15 protein-coding genes are annotated in these 18,743 nt (G+C 66.4%); 10 read left to right on the top strand and 5 right to left on the bottom strand.

What is annotated here, in order from left to right:
• Positions 1-21: 21 nt before the first annotated feature.
• From GM1_RS15955 to GM1_RS15945, 3 genes are all read left to right on the top strand, one after another.
• Positions 22-1,458 (top strand): aldehyde dehydrogenase family protein, encoded by a 1,437-nt coding sequence (locus tag GM1_RS15955; RefSeq protein WP_008380510.1) that lies wholly within the window; start codon positions 22-24, stop codon positions 1,456-1,458.
• A gap of 33 nt (positions 1,459-1,491) precedes the next feature.
• Entirely contained in the window at positions 1,492-2,652 is a 1,161-nt protein-coding gene (locus GM1_RS15950; protein WP_008380509.1) for an acyl-CoA dehydrogenase family protein, read from the top strand.
• 125 nt (positions 2,653-2,777) lie between these two features.
• Complete coding sequence (locus tag GM1_RS15945; protein WP_008380506.1) at positions 2,778-3,371, top strand: TetR/AcrR family transcriptional regulator; 594 nt, start codon at positions 2,778-2,780, stop codon at positions 3,369-3,371.
• Positions 3,372-3,726: 355 nt separating this feature from the next.
• Here GM1_RS15945 and GM1_RS15940 read toward each other — a convergent pair whose 3' ends face one another.
• On the bottom strand, positions 3,727-5,115 hold the full coding sequence (locus GM1_RS15940; RefSeq protein ID WP_008380504.1) for a flavin monoamine oxidase family protein: 1,389 nt from the start codon (positions 5,113-5,115) through the stop codon (positions 3,727-3,729).
• A gap of 125 nt (positions 5,116-5,240) precedes the next feature.
• On the opposite strand from GM1_RS15940, the gene GM1_RS22640 reads away from it, so the two are divergent.
• Positions 5,241-5,405 (top strand): hypothetical protein, encoded by a 165-nt coding sequence (locus GM1_RS22640; protein WP_008380502.1) that lies wholly within the window; start codon positions 5,241-5,243, stop codon positions 5,403-5,405.
• The gene (locus GM1_RS15930; RefSeq protein ID WP_008380501.1) at positions 5,405-6,883 is read left to right on the top strand and encodes a cytosine permease; all 1,479 of its coding nucleotides are present in this window, start codon (positions 5,405-5,407) and stop codon (positions 6,881-6,883) included. Before GM1_RS22640 ends, GM1_RS15930 begins: the two co-directional genes overlap by 1 nt.
• Before the next feature lie 292 nt (positions 6,884-7,175).
• On the opposite strand, the gene GM1_RS15925 is transcribed toward GM1_RS15930, so the two are convergent.
• From GM1_RS15925 to GM1_RS15915, 3 genes are all read right to left on the bottom strand, one after another.
• Positions 7,176-8,774 (bottom strand): thiamine pyrophosphate-binding protein, encoded by a 1,599-nt coding sequence (locus GM1_RS15925; RefSeq protein ID WP_008380499.1) that lies wholly within the window; start codon positions 8,772-8,774, stop codon positions 7,176-7,178.
• Between the two features lie 43 nt (positions 8,775-8,817).
• Complete coding sequence (locus GM1_RS15920; protein WP_008380498.1) at positions 8,818-10,041, bottom strand: Glu/Leu/Phe/Val dehydrogenase dimerization domain-containing protein; 1,224 nt, start codon at positions 10,039-10,041, stop codon at positions 8,818-8,820.
• Between the two features lie 143 nt (positions 10,042-10,184).
• Positions 10,185-10,769, bottom strand: coding sequence for a TetR/AcrR family transcriptional regulator (locus GM1_RS15915; RefSeq protein ID WP_008380497.1), 585 nt, complete (start codon positions 10,767-10,769; stop codon positions 10,185-10,187).
• Positions 10,770-11,069: 300 nt separating this feature from the next.
• Here GM1_RS15915 and GM1_RS15910 point away from each other — a divergent pair, with 300 nt between their 5' ends.
• Positions 11,070-12,437 carry an amino acid permease gene (locus tag GM1_RS15910; protein ID WP_052005440.1) on the top strand — a complete coding sequence of 456 codons (1,368 nt, stop codon included), beginning with the start codon at positions 11,070-11,072 and terminating at the stop codon, positions 12,435-12,437.
• The gene (locus GM1_RS15905; protein WP_008380494.1) at positions 12,434-13,678 is read left to right on the top strand and encodes an NAD(P)/FAD-dependent oxidoreductase; all 1,245 of its coding nucleotides are present in this window, start codon (positions 12,434-12,436) and stop codon (positions 13,676-13,678) included. Before GM1_RS15910 ends, GM1_RS15905 begins: the two co-directional genes overlap by 4 nt.
• A gap of 73 nt (positions 13,679-13,751) precedes the next feature.
• Here GM1_RS15905 and lpdA read toward each other — a convergent pair whose 3' ends face one another.
• On the bottom strand, positions 13,752-15,158 hold the full coding sequence (gene lpdA / locus GM1_RS15900) for a dihydrolipoyl dehydrogenase (RefSeq protein ID WP_081604302.1): 1,407 nt from the start codon (positions 15,156-15,158) through the stop codon (positions 13,752-13,754).
• An 81-nt stretch (positions 15,159-15,239) separates the two neighbouring features.
• Here lpdA and GM1_RS15895 point away from each other — a divergent pair, with 81 nt between their 5' ends.
• The 3 genes from GM1_RS15895 to GM1_RS15885 all read left to right on the top strand — a co-directional run bounded on the left by GM1_RS15895 (position 15,240) and on the right by GM1_RS15885 (position 18,649).
• Positions 15,240-15,818, top strand: coding sequence for a TetR/AcrR family transcriptional regulator (locus GM1_RS15895; protein WP_008380491.1), 579 nt, complete (start codon positions 15,240-15,242; stop codon positions 15,816-15,818).
• Positions 15,815-17,056, top strand: coding sequence for an oxidoreductase (locus GM1_RS15890; protein WP_008380489.1), 1,242 nt, complete (start codon positions 15,815-15,817; stop codon positions 17,054-17,056). The genes GM1_RS15895 and GM1_RS15890 overlap by 4 nt, the downstream gene beginning before the upstream one ends.
• Before the next feature lie 219 nt (positions 17,057-17,275).
• Positions 17,276-18,649, top strand: a complete 1,374-nt coding sequence (locus tag GM1_RS15885; RefSeq protein WP_008380487.1) for an MFS transporter — start codon at positions 17,276-17,278, stop codon at positions 18,647-18,649.
• Positions 18,650-18,743 lie beyond the last annotated feature (94 nt).

The raw sequence follows: 18,743 nt of genomic DNA, 5'->3' as shown, positions 1-18,743 counted from the left end.
TCACCCAGGAAGGACAAGCACATGACCGCCACCACGACAGTCGCACTGTGGCAGCGCGACGCAGCGCTCATCGACGGCGCATGGCGCACCGTGGCCGAGACCGTCGACGTCCACGCCCCCGCGACAGGCGCCACGATCGGCACCTCGGCGTCATCCACCGCGATCGACGTCGACGACGCAGTCGCCGCCGCGCGCGCCGCACTCCCTGCGTGGAGCACCGCATCGCCGGAGGCACGCGCCGACGTCCTGGACGCGCTGGTCGCCGAGCTGCGCAACCGGCGCGACGATCTTGTCGCCGCGACCGTCGCCGAAGTCGGTGCCCCGGTCGCCGTGGCCCGCGAGGCCCACATCGACCTCGGCATCGAGATCATGGCCGACTTCGCAGGCCTGGCCCGGACCTTCGAATGGCAGACGACGATCGGAAACTCACGCGTCCTGCGTCGGGCCGCCGGTGTCGTCGCCGCCATCACGCCGTGGAACTACCCGTTTTATCAGCTGGTCGCGAAGGCGGGCGCCGCTCTCGCCGCGGGCTGCCCGATCGTGGTGAAGCCCGCGGAGCTGACTCCCCTGTCGACGTACCTCTTCGCCGATGCGGCCGTGGCCGCAGGCGTTCCGGCCGGTGTGTTCTCCCTGGTTCCCGGCGCCGGACGCGTGGTGGGTTCGGCTCTCGCCGAGCATCCCGGCGTCGACGTCGTGTCGTTCACCGGCTCCACTGGCGTCGGCAAGACCATCGCCGTGGCTGCCGCCCAGAACATCAAGCGCGCATGCCTCGAACTCGGCGGCAAATCGGCCAGCGTGATCCTCGACGACGCCGACCTGGACGAGGCGGTCCGCACGAGCGTCGCCGCGGGCCTGTTGAACTCAGGTCAGACGTGCAGCGCCTGGTCCCGACTGCTGGTCCCCCGCAGCCGGTACGAGGACGCCTTGACGATCGCCGCCGACGCCGTCGCCGCCATGCGCGTCGGCGACCCCACCGACGAGTCCACCGACCTCGGACCCGTCATCTCCGCCGCCCAGCGCACGTCGATCGTCTCCGCGATCGACGGCGCCCTCGCCCGGGGTGCCCGCCTCGTGTGCGGCGGCCCCGATCCCCTGCCGGAGTTCCCGGGAGGACACTTCGTCGCACCCACCGTCCTCGCCGACCTGCAGGCCGACGACCCGGCGGTACGCGACGAGATCTTCGGTCCGGTCATCGTTGTGCTTCCGCACGACGGCGACGACCACGCCGTGCAACTCGCCAACGACAGCGAGTACGGCCTAGCCGGAGCCGTCTGGTCCGGCGACACCGACCGCGCGATCGCCGTGGCGTCGCGCATCGACACCGGTCAGGTGGACGTGAACGGCGCGCCGTTCAATCCGCGTGCACCGTTCGGCGGCTGGAAGGCCTCCGGACTCGGCCGAGAACTCGGTCCCGTCGGACTCGAAGAGTTCACCGAGATCACCAGCATCCAGTTGTAGCCCCTCCCTCGACCACCTCCAGAAAGGCATCCCATGAGCACCGTGAACATCCCCGCATTCCCGTTGACCGACGAGCAGAAGCAGATCATCGAGCTCTGCCACGATTTCGCGGAGAAGGAGATCCGCCCGCGCGGCCGTGAGGTCGACGAGGCCGACACCGTGACCCCGGTCGACATCTTCCGCAAGGCCGCGCAGGTCGGCATCGCCGACTTCATGATCCCCACCGAGTACGGCGGCGGCGGCATGACCGACGTCTTCACCCAGTGCCTCGTCCAGGAGGAGCTGTGCTGGGGCGATCCCGGCATCGGCAACCTCGTCTGCTCGAACGGATTCTTCTCCGACCCGCTCATGGTGCTCGGCACCGAGGAGCAGAAGCGCAAGTGGCTGCCGCCGACCACCGGCCCCGACGCGATCATGACCTCGCTGGCCACCACCGAGCCCGGTTCGGGTTCGGATGCGGCGTCGATCATCACCACCGCCACCAAGGTCGACGGCGGATACAAGATCAACGGCCAGAAGGCGTGGATCTCCAACGCGGGCGCCGCTGAGCAGTACGTCGTCTTCGCCAAGACCGACAAGACCAAGCGGTCGGCCGGCGTCACCGCCTTCATGTTCAAGAAGGACACCCCCGGCGTCTCGTTCGGCGAGCCAATGAAGAAGATGGGCCAGCGCGCCATCGTCTGCCGCGAGGTGTTCTTCGACGACATGTTCGTGCCCGACGAGGATCGTCTCGGTGAAGAGGGCCAGGGCTTCTACGGCCTCATGGGCACCTTCGACATCTCGCGCGTGGTCCTCGGCGCCGCCGCCGTCGGCGCCGCACGCGCAGCGTACGAGTACGCCCTGAACTACGCCCGCGAGCGCAAGCAGTTCGGTGTCCCGATCATCGAGCACCAGGCCGTCGCGTTCCGTCTCGCCGAGATGGCGACCCGCATCGAGTCGGCCCGTCTGCTGGTCCACCACGCCGCCCGCGTGATCGACAGCGGCCAGCGCGCCACCGGTCTCGCCGCGATGTGCAAGCTGCAGGCGTCCGAGACCGCCATGTTCGTCACCCACGCGGCCGTCCAGACGCTCGGCGGCTGGGGCTACTCCCGCGAGTTCCCCGTCGAGCAGTGGATGCGCGACGTGAAGCTCGAGGAGATCGAAGAAGGCACCTCGGACATCATGAAGCTCGTCATCTCGCGCAACCTCGACTGATCACACGGCACGAAGAACCGCGGTGTCGCCGTCCGGCGGCGCCGCGGTTCTTTTTCTTGATCGGCGCACCGATCATCTTGGGTAGGGTCGGATTCATCGACGACGGCTCGATTGAGGAGTAACCAGTGGCACGTCCCAGTGTGGAGGCCGAGCGCCGCGAGCAGATCCTGTCCGCGGCGTGCGAAGTGATCGCCGACCGCGGAATGCAGTCGTTGCGTCTCTCCGACGTCGCCAAGAGGGCCGGCGTGTCGTCCGGCACCGTGCACTACTACTTCGACACGAAACGCGACGTGATCAACGCTGCGTTCGAGCTGAACTACGAGCGGTCCATCGAAGGACGTCGTGCGATGCTCGCAGGCGATCAGACCGACTCCCTGGCAACCCTGCGGGCACTGGCCCACAGCAATCTGCCCGTGACCGAAGCGTCGATCCGTGCATGGCGCGTGTGGGCCGAGCTGTGGGCCGAGGGCATGCGGGATGAGACTCTTCAGGAGATCAACGCCCGACTGTACGGACAGTGGCGCGATCTCGTGCGCGACCTCGTCGTCCACGGCCAGGAGCGCGGTCAGATCATCGAGGGCGACGCCGACGTGTTCGCCGACGTTCTCGTGTCGATGATCGACGGCATGAGCATCCAGAACCTCATGCACTCCCCCGAGATGCCTCTCGACCGGATGATCGCGCGCATCGACTCCTACCTCGACGCGATCACTTTGTAGTCAGGCGAAGGACCTTTCGACTCACCGGCTCCGCCCCCTGCTCGTTGAGCGAAACGGAGTGAGTCGAAGCGTGCCGCCCCACTGCTCGTTGAGCGAACGAAGTGAGTCGAAGCGTGCCGCCGAATACAACACCGACCCACATCAGACGACCAGCAGCGAACGACCTTTCGACTCACTCCGTTCGCTCAAGGAGCAGGGGGAACACCTCCGTTCGCTCAAGGAGCAGGGGAACGCCTCCGTTCGCGCAACAAGCAGGGCTCCTGCCGGCTTTGCGAACGGAGCTCCTTCTGCCCATTGAGCGAACGGAGCTCCATTACTGCTCGTTGAGCGAACGAAGTGAGTCGAAGCGTGCCGCCTACGCGCGGCGGTCGAGGATCTCCTGCGCAGCTCGCTGCCCAGACGCGATCGCTCCATCGATGTATCCGTTCCAGACACTCGACGTCTCCGACCCCGCCCAGTGGATGCGACCGGTGGGACGTCGCCATCCCTTCTCTCCGTACGCTGTCCACGCGCCCGGTGTCGGGTTGGCCGCGTACGCGCCGCGGATCCACGGATCGATCGACCAGATCTTTTCGACGTAGTCGATCGGTTCCTGCGCGCGTGCGCCGAACAGTTCGGTGAGCGTGGCCAGAATCGACGCCCGTCGCGCGTCGGCGTCGAGCGTCGCCCACGGGTCCACGCGACGACCGTAAACGAACGCGACGAGCACACCCGAGCTCGCATCATTGGGGGAGTTGTCGAAGACGACGCCGGTCTCCCGCTCGTCATAGATTGTCGCCTGACCGCTGAGTCCCTCCGCACGCCAGAACGGCTCCGGGTACGTCACGTGGACCTTCGCGACGTCACCCATCACACTCCGATCGACGAACCTCGCCTTCGCCGGCGGCAGCGGCGGGTCGAACCGGAGCGCTCCTGCAGCCTGCGGAGGCAGAGTGACGATCAGCCGGTCGGCCCGCACGACGCCTCCAGTCGTCTCGATGAGCACACCGTCATCGTGAACGACCACTCGATCCGCTCGGTGACCGAGACGGACCCGATCACCGAGGTACGCTGCCGCGGCGATCGCCGGCGCCTGAGCGCCACCGACGAACCGGGAGTCCTGCGCGCATCCGTCGGTCTCCATCAGTTCGTCGAAGCTGCCCGCGGCTGCGATGTAGAAGAGGAAGTGAAGCATCGAGACATGCCCCGGCTCGCATGCCCAGACACCTTCCACCGCAAGAGCGAAACGGCGACGCGCTCCTTCGTTCGGCACCTCGCGGCGTAGGTACGACGCGACGGACTCGTCGTCGAGCAGATCCGCTCCGGGCGACGCCGGGGGATTCTGCAGATCGATGGTCGACGCAAGCGCGTCGAGCACTGTGATGTGCTCCTCGTACTCATGCAGCCCGTCACCTTCGTCCGGACCTGCACCGCGGTAGCGATTCACTCGACTGTCCGCCCATATCTCCAGGTGATCACCGGCCCAGTAGGTCGGGAACGTCTCGACACCGAATCGATTCGCGAGCGCGAGCAACCGAGTCTGTGTAGGGCCCACCCACTGGCCGCCGTGGTCAACGACTACTCCGGTGGGGCGAACCTCGGACAACGTGCGACCACCGACTCGATCCGAGCCTTCGAGAACGATCGTCTCGATGCCCGCGTCGACGAGACTCAGCGCGGCCGACAATCCCGCGTAACCTGCGCCGATGATAGCGACCTCAACCTTGGCGACGACGTCTGCGTGAACGCTTTCGGAGTATGACATGGGCCCCATCGTCGCATTAACTGACGGACCAGTCAATCAAATTCGTGACCTGGATCCAGTCTTGACAAGCATGTGAGGTGAAGCACAAAGTGTCTTAACTGGTTCGTCAGTCAGAAAGGCCGTCTATGTCAACCGATGCATTCGACACCGAGCTCGAGCGCCGCCTCCAACTCTTGGAGTCCCCTGAGGACAACGGGATGATCCTCCCCGACCTTCCGCTGCGCGACATCGTGCTGTGCGCGGTCGGACTTGCAGCCGGCACCCTTCTCCTCCTCTGGTGGTGCCTCTGATGCGCTCTCGAAAAGCCGTCACCGAGGACACTGTCATCACCGAGAACCGGCCCGACGTCGACGACGCGACTCTGAACGAGCTGCCGTTGACTCGACGGGAGCGCATCTGGGGATTCTGGGACTACTCAGTCGTGAACATCGGCCTCGCCGTCGCAACCTGGGCGTTCCTGCAGGGCGCGGCGGTCGCCTACTACGTCGGCGCGAAGCAGGCCATTGCGACGATCGCGATCGGTTACGGAATCGCCGTCTTCTTCGTAGCGTTGGCACCGTGCCTGCCCTCGGCCAAGTACGGGGTGGAGCAATTCATCGGGCTGCGCAGTGTTTTCGGCAGCGTCGGCGCCCGAGTGGTCATGGTCTTCATGTCCACTCTGCTCGCAGCCGCGTGGTCCGCCGTCCTCGCCATCATGCTCGGCCACGGAATGGTCAACGCACTCAGTCACATGTTCGGGTGGCAACTGTCAGATTCGAGCACGGCGCTGTCGATCATCGCGGTCGGCGCCGTCGTGGTCTCGTGGCTCATCCTGTCGCGGGGCCCGGTCTCGGTCGAACGCGTCTGTCAGGTGATCGCACCGCTGCTCATCCTGATCATCATCGCGATCCTCATCATGGTGCTGCGCCGCGACACCTGGGACCACATCGCGTCCCTCGCACCGCTCGAACCGGCGGAGGACTCACACGTCAGTTTCATGCTGGCCATCGAGATCAACATCGCTGGAGGGTTCGCATGGTGGCCGAACATGGGCAATCTCGCACGTCTCACAAGGACGTCTCGGTCTGCCTTCTGGCCGAACTTCCTCGGCATCTTCGGCGCGTCCGTCGTCTCGGCGGTGGTCGGCGTCTTCGCAGCACTGACCCTCAAGTTGGAAGACCCGACGGAGTGGATGATCCCTCTCATCGGCAGCACATTCGGCGTGCTTGCGCTCTTCGTCGTCGCGCTCGCGAACATCACCGCCATCCTGTCCCAGGGTTACGCCTCGATGGTCGCCCTCCGCGGCGGCGGAGGCCGACTCCTGCGCGGTATCTCCTGGCCAGTGCTCATCACCGTGATCCTCGGCCCAGCCGTGATCCTCGTCTTCTTCCCCCAGGCGGTCTACGACAACTACAGCCAGTTCCTGTCGTGGGGCGCACTGTTCCTCGCGCCGCTGTGCGGGGTCCAGATCGTCGACTACTTCGTCCTGCGGCGGGGTCGCCTGGATGTCCGCCAGCTCTACGCTGACACGCGGGACTCGGGATACGGCTATTGGCGCGGCGTGAACATCTGCGCCTTCGCATCGGTCGGACTCGGCGTTCTGGTGTACTGCATGCTCCTCAACCCGATCACGTACGAGCCGGCGAGCATCTTCAAGTACACGACGGCGTCTGTACCGTCATTCATCGTCGCAGGGCTGACGCACTACGTCCTGACGCGCGCGGTGGTGATCCCGGCCGGGCTCGGGCTCTACTCGCCCGCGGTCCGGACCTCCACTGCCGACGTGTGACCTGCACGTCCTCACGCGAAAGGCCCGGAACCTCATGACGAGGTTCCGGGCCTTGAGGTTTTGAGCCGACCAGACCGACGGCTCCCGGGAGCAGATCAGCGGCGAGCGACCTTTCGACTCACTCCGTTCGCTCAAGGAGCAGGGAAACACCCCGCCTCATTCAGTGAGTCGAAGCGCGCCCGCGAGACTCCGCCCACTGCTCGTTGAGCGAACGGAGTGAGTCGAAGCGTGCCGCCGGGTACACGAAAGGCCCGGAACCTCCCACGAGGTTCCGGGCCTGTTGTCGAGCCGATCAGATGGCGGGCTCGCGCACGTAGATCAGCGTCGGGCGGTCGGCGGCGAAGGCGGCGCGGACGGCCGGGCCGACCTCCGCGTACGACGCGGCGTCGACACCGTGACAGCCCAGGGCCCGAGCGACACCGGCGAAGTCCGGCGTCGGAAGGTCCACCGCGATCGGCGTCTCGTCCCGGTCCACCATCTCGTTGCGGATCTCTCCATATCCGCCGTTGTCGACGACCACCACGGGCAGGGCGATTCCCGCCTGGGCCGCGGTTGCGAGCTCGGGCAGCGAGAACATCACGCCGCCGTCGCCGATCACCGCGACCACCTGTCGACCGGGCGTCGACACCATCGCACCGATGCCCGCGGGAAGCGAGTACCCGAGGGTGCCGAGACCCGACGGGTACATGAACGACCGCGGCGCGTAGCGCGGCAAGTTGCCCATCAGGCCGTAGTAGCACGACATCGTCTGATCGGCGACGATCACGGCGTCGTCGTCGAGGACCTCCGCGAGCGACTCGGCGAGTCCGACGTACGCCGCACCGATGGTGCGTGCGTCCTCGATGAGCCTGGGACGCCACGCGGCCGCGCGGTCGGCGCCGCTGTCAGCCCTGCCGGTCACCGGGGCGAGCCGCTCGGTGAGATCGGCGAGGACCGCCGCGGCGTCGCCGACCACTGCCACCTCGGGGATCGCGTTGGTCGCGACCGCAAGCGGATCGATGTCGATGCGAACCAGACGGGTCGCAGGCATCGGGCCCCACCACCAGTCGGCCGGCGCCAGTTCGGTGCCGACGGCGACGACGACGTCGCAGTCGCGGACCAGATCGAGAGTCACCTCGAGCGGCACACCCGCGCCCAGTGCCAGCGGGTGGTCCTCACGGACGACCGCCTTGCCGTTGGCCGTCGTGACGACCGGCGCGTCGAGCTTCTCGGCGAAGGCCAACACTTCCGCGGTAGCACGGCTCGCGCCGCCGCCCGCAACGATCAACGGGCGCTGCGCGGACGCGATCACCTCGGCTGCAGCGGCGACGACCGACTCCGCCGGGACGATCGACGGCACGACGACCGGAGCCTCCGCCACGACCTCTGCCTGCGCTTCGAGCAGGTCGAGCGGGATCTCCAGGTATGCCGGACGCGGACGCCCGGTGGTCATCGCGGCGAAGCACTGCGCGACGGCGTGCGGGATCTCCGCGACGCTGGTCACGCGCTGCGCGTGTGCGACGACTGCCGACATCGCGTCGATCTGGCTGCGCACCTCGTGCAGCAGGCCGTTGTATCCGCTCGGATGATCCGACGGCATGCCGGGCGCGATGAACAGGACCGGGACCGAGTCCGAGTACGCCTGCGCCGCAGCAGCCGACGCGTTGAGGATCGCCGGGCCGGTGGTCGTCACGACTACGCCCGGTCGGCCGGACAGTCGTGCATAGCCGTCGGCCGCGTAACCGGCTCCCTGCTCGTGGCGGGGAGTGACGTGCTTGATCGACGACGCCTCGAGCGCAGCGTAGATCGCGAGGTTGTGCGTGCCGGGGATGCCGAAGACGGTGTCGACACCGTGAGCGACCAGCGCGTCGACGACGGCGCCGCCTCCCGAGCGGAGAACACTAGCTGACATGGATATCTGAACTCTCTGTGAAGTCGGAGACCGGGGAGCCGGCTCAGTAGATCGGGAACTCGTCGGAGATCGCCGACAGCTTGCGCGAGGCCATCTCGAACGCGGCGGCGCGGAGGGAGACTCCCTCGGTGTCGGCGATGTCGAACATCTCGTCGCTCAGCGCGGTGATGCGGCTGTTGATCTTGACGAACGACTGCTCGGGAGTGCCGTCGACGTCGCCGAAGAAGACCCACCACCACCAGGCGTTGGTCGCCGAGTTGGCGACGAAGTCGGGCGAGACCTCGACGCCGCGCGCTCGGAGGAGTTCCTCGGCTTCCGGAGTGACCGGCATGTTCGCCGCTTCGACCACGAGGCGGGCGCGGATCTGATCCTGGTTGCCGTCGTTGATGCAGTACGAGATGGCGGCGGGGACGAGCACGTCGGCGTCGATCGAGAGCCACTCCGACGAGTCCAGGCAGCGGTCGCCGTCGCGGAGCTTGGTGCGGTCGACGTTGCCCTTGGCGCTGCGTGTGAGGAGCAGTTCTTCCACGTCGAGGCCGGCTTCGTTGTAGACCACGCCTTCGACGTCGACGATGCCCACGACACGGACGCCGACCTCGGCGAGGTAACGAGCCGTCGCGCCGCCCATCGAGCCGAAGCCCTGGATCACCGCGGTGGTGTCGGCGGGCGCCATGTCGCGACGGGCCATCGCGGCGAGGGCGGCTTTGGCCACGCCGTAGCCGCCGACCAACTCGTCGAGGCTCACGCCGTCGACGACGCTGTTGAACGCCGTGGCCATGCGGCCGCGCGCGGCTTCGGGATCGCCGACGACCCGCTCGGCGGCCTGAATCGAGCTGCGAAGTCCCACCTCGGGGAGGAGGCGGTCGATGGTGGTCTGCTGGACGCCGAAGTCTTCGCCCATGGTCCACCGGGTGTCGATGATCGGTGCAGTGGCCTGCAGGAAGCGGCGGAGGACGCCGTCCGCCTCGGGGCTGTACGGATCGAAGTCGATTCCGCCTTTGGCGCCGCCGAGCGGAACGTAGCGGGCTCCGGGCTCGTAGTGGACGCCCTCCTTGAGGGTCATGCCGCGAGCCAGGCCGCGCACCTCGTCGAGGGTGCAGCCGGCGCGCATGCGCAGACCGCCGGAGGAGACACCGCGCACCAGCTGGTCGATGACCACATAGCCGGTGGCGTCACTCTCGGTGTCGTGCCAGACGATCTCGAAGAAGGCGTTGTCGTCGCGAGCGCCTGCGGAGGCGTCGATCGCATTGGGGAGTGTCAGGGACATGTATCGCTCCTGGGCGTGACGGGGGTCGACGGTGACGTCGACTCGGAACAGTTCGTGACTGCATGGAACCAACGCTTGACTGAGTACTTAGTCAGTATGGCACCGATCACAGCGGTGACGCAACCCCCATCGCCGAGACGACGTCAGATGCCGAGTTCGCGACTCAACGCCACCTGAGTCCAGTCGCGGATCTGCGCGACGGTGACGGTGTCGTCGAACACCACGTGCTGAACCGCTAGGCCGTCGAGCATCGAGGTGAGGCGCCACGTTGCGGCGACCGGATCGGGACAGGCGAAGACACCCTGCTCGACGCCCTCGTCGATGATGCCGACGATCACCGCGCGCCACCCCTCATCGAGATCGTGAACCACCCGACGGAGCGTCGGGTCGCGCAGACTCGCCGACCACGCCTGCACCCAGAGACGCCACCCGAACTCCGATCCCGAGGGGCCGTATTCGCGAAGCATCGTGTGCAACCGCTCGGTCACGTCCGACGAGGACGCAGCCAGCGCCGCGTCCCGATGCTCGATGTCCCGATTGGCGGCGTAGGTCAGAGCCTCGACGATCAACGTCTCCAGATTGTCGAAGTGGTAGAACACCAGTCCGACGCTGACGCCGACCCGCTTGGCCACGTCGGCGCCGCGGACACGATCGATCCCACCCTCTTTGATCATGTCGAGGGTCGCCCTGAGGATCCCTTCGCGCCGCTCGGCAGAGTCTCTCGTCATACGTGCCACGCAGGCAATGCTACGGGCCCGATATGCGCAGCCACGAAATGTGACACCCGGCAAGCCTTGACAAACATGTGACCGCCATCGCATTCTCTAATAGCTGACTGAGTACATAGTCAGCTACTTGCGTAGCTGCCAGACCACATCGAACGTGCACGGCCCCCGCATACACTTCAGGAGACATTCCCCGTGTCCATAGCCCCGACGACCGGTTCAGACGAACCGGCGACTCCCTCCCCGAGCTCACCTGTGAACGAACCGTTCTACACGCCCGAAGGTCCAGCCCTCAAACGCGTCATGAAGAGCCGCCACCTCTTCATGATCACCCTCGCCGGCGTGATCGGCACCGGCCTGTTTCTCGGAACGGGCGAGGTCATCAGCTCCGCCGGCCCCGGTGGAACAATCGTCGCGTACATCGTCGGCGGCGTCCTCCTCTACCTGACGATGGTCTGCCTCGGCGAGATGTCCGCGGTCATGCCCGTCAGCGGTTCGTTCCAGGCGCACGCCACCAAGTACATCGGTCCCGGCACCGGCTTCACCATCGGCTGGGTGTACTGGATCAGCTGGGCCTCGTTCATCGGCCTCGAGTTCACTGCCGCCGGCATCACCATGAAGTTCTGGTTCCCGGACACCCCGACGTGGGTGTGGTCCGCCGTCTTCATCGCCGTGCTGTTCCTCGTGAACTGCTTCACCGCCCGGTCGTTCGCCGAAACCGAGTACGCGCTGGCCGCCATCAAGGTCCTCGCCGTCGGCACCTTCATCGTCCTCGGCCTCCTGGCCATCTTCGGCGTCATCAAGATGGACGGCATCGAGGCTCCCGGCCTCACCAACTTCACTGCACACGGCGGGTTCTTCCCGGTCGGGTTCGGCGCCGTCTTCGCCGCCATGATGACCGTCGTCTACACCTTCATGGGCTCCGAAGTGATGGGCGTCGTCGCAGGCGAGACTGAGAATCCGCGCAAGGCGATCCCGAAGGCCGTCCGCACCATCGTCTTCCGCCTGGTGTTCCTCTACCTGGGCTCGATCCTCATCCTGATCGCCCTCATCCCGTGGGAGCAGCTCGGCCTCGACGAGAGTCCGTTCGTCACCGTCTTCAAGGCCATCGGCATCCCCTACGCCGCGGGCATCATGAATTTCGTCATCCTGGTGGCCATCCTGTCGGTCGGCAACACCGGCCTGTACATGTGCACGCGCATCCTGTGGTCCCTCGCCCAGGAGAAGGCCGCGCCCCGCGTCTTCGGCGTCACCACCAAGCGCGGCATCCCTGTGTGGGGCCTGCTCTTCACACTGTTGTTCGGTCTGCTGTCGCTCATGACCGAGTTCGTGGCCGCGGACACCGTGTTCGTCTTCCTGATCTCCGTCAGCGGCGTCGGCGGCGCCCTGTGCTGGATGACGATCGCCCTGTCGCAGTACCGGTTCCGTCGGCAGTACGTGAAGAACGGCGGCGACGTGAAGGATCTCCCCTACGCCGCTCCGATGTTCCCGCTGACCCCGATACTCGTGATTCTCATGAACGGCGTCGTGTTCGTGTCCATGGCGTTCGACGCCACCCAACGACTGTCGTTGATCCTCGGACTCGGCTGCGTGCCCGTGTTCTACGCGATCTACCACTGGGGCATCAAGCCGCGCATCGCGGCCCGCGCAACCGCGGACGCGAAGCAGTGACCGCCGCGCCCACATCCGTCGCCGTCGTCGGCGCCGGGATGGTCGGCCTGTCCACAGCGTGGTTCCTCCAGGATCACGGAGTCGACGTGACAGTCGTCGACTCCGTCGGCCCGGCGGCAGGCGCCTCCTGGGGCAACGCCGGATGGATCACCCCGACGCTCTCCACTCCGCTCACCGATCCGTCGATGCTGACCTACGGACTTCGCAGCCTGCTCAGCCCGACGTCGCCGTTGTACATCCCGCCGCGGCCCGACCCGAAGCTCTTCGGGTTCCTCGCCCGGATGGCGCGCAACAGCACCACCGCTCGGTGGAAGGCCGGGGTGCGTGCTCTCGCCGAGATCAACCGGGAGGCCCTCGACGCATTCGACGCGATGGCCGACGGCGGCGTCGACGGCCCCATCGAGGCCGCAGACGACTTCCTGTTCGCCTACACCGACCCGGCAGGACCGCAGGGCATGGTCGACGAGGGACGGAAGATCACCTCGCTCGGCCAGCAGGTCGACATCGACCTCATCTCGGCCGACGAGGCCCGCGCCCGCGCGCCCATGCTGACCGAGAAGATTCGCGGTGCGTTGGTGCTCCGCGGCCAGCGGTTCTTGAACCCGCCGGATTACGTCGCCGCTGTCGCCGACTCGTTCGTCGCCCGTGGGGGCACTCTCCGCACCGGGACCACGATCACCAGCGTCGACGATCGTGGTGTGCGAGTCCGGATCGCCGGACCGACGATGGACGAGTCGTTCGACTCGGTCGTCGTGGCGACCGGCGTCGGACTCCCCGCCCTCACCAAGCAGTACGGCGTCACCACCCGCGTCCGTGCAGGTCGCGGTTACAGCTTCGCAGTGGACGTCGACGACCTGCCCCCGGGTCCGGTGTACTTCCCGGGGTCGTCCGTGGTCTGCACTCCGCTCGGCGACCGCATGCGGATCGCCGGGATGATGGAGTTCGGTCGACATGGAGATCCCGTCGACCAGCGCCGTATCGGGGCGATCGTCGAATCGGTCCGTCCCCTGCTGCGGGGTGTATCGCTCGACGACCGTCGCGAGGAATGGGTCGGTTCACGGCCGTGCACACAGGACGGTCTGCCGATCGTCGGCCGCACCCGCTCGCCCCGGGTGTTCGTCGCGGGCGGCCACGCGATGGAGGGCATGACCCTCGGTCCGGCCACTGGCCGCCTCCTCGCGGAGACCATCTGCACGGGAGTCACCCCCTCGGCGCTCACCGGTTTCGACCCACTCCGCTGATCTGAAACGACGTCGGCACTCGTACTGGGCTCTGAGCCCGGTACGAGTGCCGACGTCGTTTCAGCGCTGTGCGCTACAGGTTGATCATGTGGCCGATCGCGCCGTGGAAGGTCTCCTGCAGGGCCTCACTCATCGTCGGATGCGTGTGGACGTTGCGGGCGAGTTCCTTGGCGGTCAGGTCCCACTTCTGCGCGAGAGTGAGCTCGGGCAGCATCTCGGAGACGTTGTCGCCGACCAGGTGACCGCCGATCAGTTCGTCGTTGGTCCCGTCGGTGATCAGCTTGACGAAGCCTGCCGGCGCGGCGAGGCCCTGCGCCTTGCCGTTGGCGCTGAACGGGAACTTGGTGACCTTGACGTCATACCCTTCGGCCTTGGCCTGCTCCTCGGTGAGACCGAACGACGCGACCTGCGGCTGGCAGAACGTGGCGCGCGGCATCATGCGGTAGTCGCCGAGTGTCATGGTCTCAGCTCCGGCCATCGTCTCGGCGGCGACCACGCCCTGGGCCTCGGCGACGTGCGCGAGCTGCAGCTTCGCGGTCACATCGCCGATCGCGTAGATACCTTCGACGTTGGTGCGCATGTGGTCGTCGATCGCGATGGCGCCGCGGTCGGTCAGTGCCACGCCGGTGGTCTCGAGACCGAAGCCCTCGACTCGCGGCGCGAAGCCGACGGACATGAGGACCTTGTCGACGGTCAGGCTGCCGTCATTGCCCTTGGCGTCCTTGTATGTGACGACGACCTGGCTACCCTGATCGTCCACGGTCTGGACGCCGGTGCCGGTCATGATCTTCACGCCGAGCTTCTTGTATGCCTTCGTCATCTCCTTGGAGACATCGGCGTCTTCGTTCGGGAGGATGCGCGGCATGAACTCGACGATGGTGACGTCGACGCCGTAGTTGGCGAGGACGTAGCCGAACTCCATGCCGATCGCGCCCGCGCCGACGATGACGATCGACTTCGGGAGGTCGCGGGTGAGGATCTGCGTCTCGTAGGTGACGACGTTCTCGCTGAGCTCCACGCCCGGCAGGAGGCGGACAGTGGAACCTGTGTCGATGATGACGTTGTCGAACGTGATCTCGCGGTCGCCGACCTTGATGGTCTTGGCGTCGGTGAACACGCCGTAGCCGTCGATCTCGGTGATGCCGTTCTTCTTCATGAGGAAGTGGACGCCCTTGACGATGCCGTCGGACACCTGGCGGGAGCGGTCGAAGGCGGCGCCGAAGTCGAACGACACCTCTCCGCTGATCCCGAAGGTCTTGGCTTCGTGATTGAAGACGTGAGCGAGTTCAGCGTTGCGGAGCAGCGCCTTGGAGGGGATGCATCCGACGTTCAGACAGACACCGCCCCACCACTTCTCTTCGATGACGGCGGTCTTCATGCCCAGCTGGGCGGACCGGATCGCGGCCACGTACCCACCGGGGCCGGCTCCCAGGACAACTGTTTGAAAATGTTCAGCCACGGCGTCCAGCCTAACGCGCATCGACCAGTCGCGTCGTCGCTCCACCGAGGAACTTTCAATCAATGATTGAAACGTTGATTGAAACGTGATGTACTGCACCTCATGGCCACTGACGTGACACGCACCCGACTGCTCGACGCGGCCGAGCGAATCCTCGAGAGCACACCGTACGAGCAGCTCAAAGTACGTGCGGTGTGCTCTGAGGCCGGAGTGAACCCGGCGGCAGTCCACTACCACTTCGGTTCACGTGAGGGATTGGTCACCACCCTGCTGCAGGAGCGTCTCGGGCCGGTCTGGGCCGACCCTCTCACCGAGCTGAGCACTCGAGACACCTCCGTCGGGGAGATCGTCGACAGGATTCTCGAACCGGTGACGCGCCTGGCCGAGGATCCCGCACTGGCCCGACACCTCCGATTGCTCGGAAGGTTCGTCCTCACGCACGGTGACCTCGACTGGACCGACACTTGGTTCCGCACCGAGGTGTGGGTGGCGCTCCTGCGACGAGTCGTCGACGTCGACGAGGCCACCGCGCGACGCCGGTGGCGGTTCGCCTTCACCGTCTTGATCACCGAACTGTCCAACCCCACACCGGTGAGCACCGCGACAGTCGCCGCACTCGCCGACTTCCTGACCGCGGGCCTGTCCGGCCCCGCCCCCACTTCGACCGAAGGACCCCGATGACCCTCGACCTCTCCACCGTCGACCCGTTCGCACCGGCGCAGCTCGGCCCGATCACCCCGCGCAACAGGCTGATCAAGTGCGCGACCTTCGAAGGGCGCACACCCGACGCCCTGGTGACCGACGAACTGATCGAGTTCCATCGCGAGACCGCTGCGGGCGGGGTCGGCATCAGCACGGTCGCGTACTGCGCTGTAGCGCCGGAGGGGCGGACCGACAGGCATCAGATCCTGATGGTCCCCGAAGCGGCCGACGGCCTGCGACGTCTCACTGATGCAATCCACTCCGAGGGCGCTCTCGCCGCGGCACAGCTCGGCCACGCGGGTCCCGTCGCGAACTCCATCTCCAACCGGGCCAAGGCACTCGGCCCCGGCCGCATCCCGGCGCCGATGGGCATGTCGGCCACGGCGAAGGTCGACGCCGACGACATCAAACGCGTCACGCAGAACTTCGTCGACGCCGCACGTCTCGCCGTCGACTGCGGGTTCGACGCACTCGAGGTGCACTGCGGCCACAACTACCTGATCAGCTCGTTCCTGTCCCCGCTGCTGAATCACCGCCGCGACGGATACGGCGGCTCGGTGGTCAATCGAGCACGCCTGGCCCGTGAAGTCCTCGAAGCCGTGCGCGGCGCCGTCGGCGACGAAGCCGCGGTCTGGGCCAAGTTGAACATGTTCGACGGCGTCGGCAAGCCCGGCCGCGGTCGAGGCGGCCGCCCCTGGAGCGGCTTCAACGTCGACCAGGCATGCGAGACGGCTCAGCTCTTCGAAGCCGACGGCTTCATCGACGCCATCGAGCCGACGGCGGGCAGCTCGCTGCTCAACCCGATGTACCTGTTCCACGGGAAACCGCCGCTGGCCGAGTTCGCCGACGCCATGAAGGGACCCATCCGAACCGGCATGAAGGCCGTCGGCCCGGTGTTCTTGAAGCACTACCCCTATCGGGACGCCTACCTGCTCCCACTGGCCGCAGAGCTCCGCAAGTCGGTGTCGCTCCCGCTGATCCTTCTCGGCGGCATCACCGATCGAGCCTCGATGCAGACGGCGCTCGACTCCGGATTCGAGTTCGTCGCGATGGGACGCGCACTGCTCCGCGAGCCAGATCTGCCGCTGCGGATCCAGGAGGACGCTTCGACGGTTTCGCGCTGTGTGCACTGCAATCTGTGCATGCCGACGATCTACTCCGAGACCCGTTGCCCGATCCGCGAAGGAGAGGTGCCAGACACCTTCTCACCTGCGTGAACCGCCTGTTAGCGGGGCCGGACGGTCGACAGCGGGTTTCCCATCGTCGAACAGACATGCTAGGTGTGGATGTAGTCCGTTCGGAGTACACGCTCCGTCTGTCAACCGTCCCTCGAGGACCGTCAGGAAGTGGTAACCGCCGTGCCGCGCGCGGCCGCGAGACCTGAGTCCACCTGACCCGGAGACATCGACTCCTCGAGCACGAATCGACGAACCAGAATGACAGACTCGCCGTCCACCAAGGACTTCGGAGCACCACCGGCCACCATGGTCCGCAAAGCGATCGCCGCATCCGCGATCGGCAATGCGACCGAGTGGTACGACTACGGCGTCTACGCCGCCACCACCACATATCTCACCCAGGCGTTCTTTCCCGGAGCGTGGGGAACGACGGGCACGATGCTCGGTTTCGCCGTCTCGTTCCTTCTCCGACCGCTCGGCGGTTTCGTGTGGGGGCCGATCGGCGACAAGGTGGGACGCAAACACGTCCTCGCATTGACGATCCTGCTGATCTCCCTTGCCACCGCATTGATCGGCCTGCTTCCGACGCACGCGTCGATCGGCGTCTGGGCGCCCGCCCTCCTCATCCTGCTTCGCGTGATTCAGGGATTCTCGACAGGCGGCGAATACGGCGGGGCCGCGACGTTCATGGCCGAGTATGCGCCCGACCGCAAGCGCGGCCGTTTCGGCAGTTTCCTCGAGTTCGGCACGATGGCGGGCCTCTCGGCCGGCACCGCGTTCGTCCTGCTGTTGAACTCGATCCTCGACGAGGACCAGATGGCGTCGTGGGGCTGGCGCATTCCGTTCCTCGTCGCCCTCCCGCTCGGCCTCGTCGGCCTCTACCTGCGGTCGCAGTTGGACGATCCGCCGGTCTTCGCCGAAGTGGATCGCAAGCGCAAGCGCGAACCATCGGGCCTTGAACTCTTGAAGACGGCGATCGTCGGCTACTGGCGTCCGATCCTCATCATGTTCGGCATGGTCGTGGCGTTGAACGTCGCCAATTACACGCTGCTCGCGTACCAACCGGACTATTTGAAGAACACGATCGGGCTGTCGGAGTCGGGCGGTTCGTGGGTGGTCCTCATCGGCCAGGTCCTCATGATGCTGATGATCCCCGTGTTCGGCCGCTGGTCGGACTCGACGGGCCGCAAACCCATGTGGTGGGCGTCGCTGATCGGGTTGTTCGTGTTCGCGTTGCCGATGTACTGGCTGATGGGGCAGGGTTTCGCGTGGGCGATCGTCGGCTTCGTGGTGCTCGGACTGCTCTACATCCCGCAGCTGGCGACGATCTCGGCGACGTTCCCCGCCATGTTCCCGACCCACGTTCGCTACGCGGGTTTTGCGATCTCGTACAACGTGTCGACGGCCGCCTTCGGTGGCACCGCTCCCCTGGTGAACGACTGGGTGGTCGGCGACACCGGCTGGCACCTCTTCCCCGCCGCGTACATGATGGCCGCCTGTGTGATCGGAATGGTCGCCCTGTACTTCCTGAAGGAGACTGCGGGAGCCTCCCTCCGCGGCACCGACATCCCCAGCGCAGAGCCCGACGCTGAGGTCGACGACGTCCCGGAGCCCGCCCTCCCCTCCCGCTGACCACTGCTCTTCGCGCACAGTTCCCCGCTCCCGAGCACGGCCTCTCACTGCTCCTTGAGCGAGCTTGCGAGTCGAAAGGTCCTTGGCCGCAATA

This window comes from Gordonia malaquae NBRC 108250 (genome assembly GCF_000344135.1).
GTDB lineage: Bacteria > Actinomycetota > Actinomycetes > Mycobacteriales > Mycobacteriaceae > Gordonia > Gordonia malaquae.
The sequence above is the reverse complement of the archived record's forward strand: the minus strand, read 5'-3'. Positions and strand labels throughout refer to the sequence as shown.